The 1,342-nt window shown below is 68.9% G+C and carries 1 protein-coding gene and 1 pseudogene; both read right to left on the bottom strand.

The genetic code is table 11. The features are described 5' to 3' along the window. The coding region (locus AB0I76_RS30025) for a 2-oxoacid:ferredoxin oxidoreductase subunit beta (RefSeq protein ID WP_357042534.1) at positions 1–989 on the bottom strand (989 nt) is incomplete at its 3' end. Then, positions 982–1,342: pseudogene (locus AB0I76_RS30020) on the bottom strand (2-oxoglutarate ferredoxin oxidoreductase subunit alpha); the annotation flags it as partial. The pseudogene AB0I76_RS30020 and the gene AB0I76_RS30025, both read right to left, overlap by 8 nt.

Genomic DNA, 1,342 nt, shown 5'->3' with positions numbered 1-1,342 from the left:
TGCTGTTCGGGGGTTTCGGTGACCGTGGCCCGGGCGGTGGCCAGCTGCTCCTGCACGACGCTGTCGTAGGAGGGGCGGTCGACGGAGCGGAACACGCCGATGGGGGTGTTGCGTAGGTCGAGGCCGGGCAGGCGGGACAGTGCGAAGGCGTACGCGGGGTCGTTGACCGTCGCGTCGTGCACGACGATCTCACCGGCCGGGGTGGAGGCGGTCTCCCGGACCTCCAGGCCGAAGCCGCCCGGCGGGTGGACGACGCAGAACTGCCCGTCGGAGCCGAACGTGATCGGCTGCCCGTGCTCCAGGCGGATCAGGTGATCGTCCCGAACGCCGGGGTCCTTGAGCTGGTCGAACGCGCCGTCGTTGAAGATGTTGCAGTTCTGGTAGATCTCCACGAACGCCGACCCGTGGTGTTCGGCTGCTGCCCGCAGCACCGATTGGAGGTGTTTGCGGTCGGAGTCGATGGTGCGGGCGACGAAGGTGGCCTCGGCGCCGAGGGCCAGTGACAGCGGGTTGAAGGGGGCGTCGGCGGAGCCGACCGGGGTCGACTTGGTGATCTTGCCGACCTCGGAGGTGGGTGAGTACTGCCCCTTGGTCAGGCCGTAGATCCGGTTGTTGAACAGCAGGATCTTGAGGTTGACGTTGCGGCGCAGGGCGTGGATGAGGTGGTTGCCGCCGATGGACAGGGCGTCGCCGTCGCCGGTGACGACCCAGACGGACAGGTCCGGGCGGGTGGCTGACAGGCCGGTGGCGATGGCGGGGGCGCGGCCGTGGATGGAGTGCATCCCGTAGGTGTTCATGTAGTACGGGAAGCGCGAGGAGCAGCCGATGCCGGAGATGAACACGGTGCGTTCGCGGGGGATGTTCAGCTCCGGCATGAACTGCTGGACGGCGGCGAGGATCGCGTAGTCACCGCAGCCGGGGCACCAGCGGACTTCCTGGTCGGACTTGAAGTCCTTGGCGGTGAGCTTGAGAGCGACGGGTTCAGACATTCTTCAGGACCTCTTCCAGCATCGTCTCCAGCTCGGCGGCGGTGAACGGTAGGCCGCGGACCTGGTTGTAGCTGATCGCGTCGACCAGGTAGCGGCCTCGGATGACCTGGGCGAGCTGGCCGAGGTTCATCTCGGGGATGACCACCCGGTCGTAGGCGGCCAGGACCTGGCCGAGGTTCGCCGGCATCGGGGCGAGGTGCCGCAGGTGGGCCTGGGCGATGGACAGCCCCCGCTGGCGCAGGCCCCGGCAGGCCGCGCCGATCGGCCCGTAGGTGGAGCCCCAGCCCAGGACGAGGACCCGGGCGTCACCGTCGGGGTCCTCGACCTCCACCTCCGGCACCGGGATGCTGTCG

The organism is Micromonospora sp. NPDC049799, assembly GCF_040656655.1.
GTDB lineage: Bacteria > Actinomycetota > Actinomycetes > Mycobacteriales > Micromonosporaceae > Micromonospora.
The sequence above is the reverse complement of the archived record's forward strand: the minus strand, read 5'-3'. Positions and strand labels throughout refer to the sequence as shown.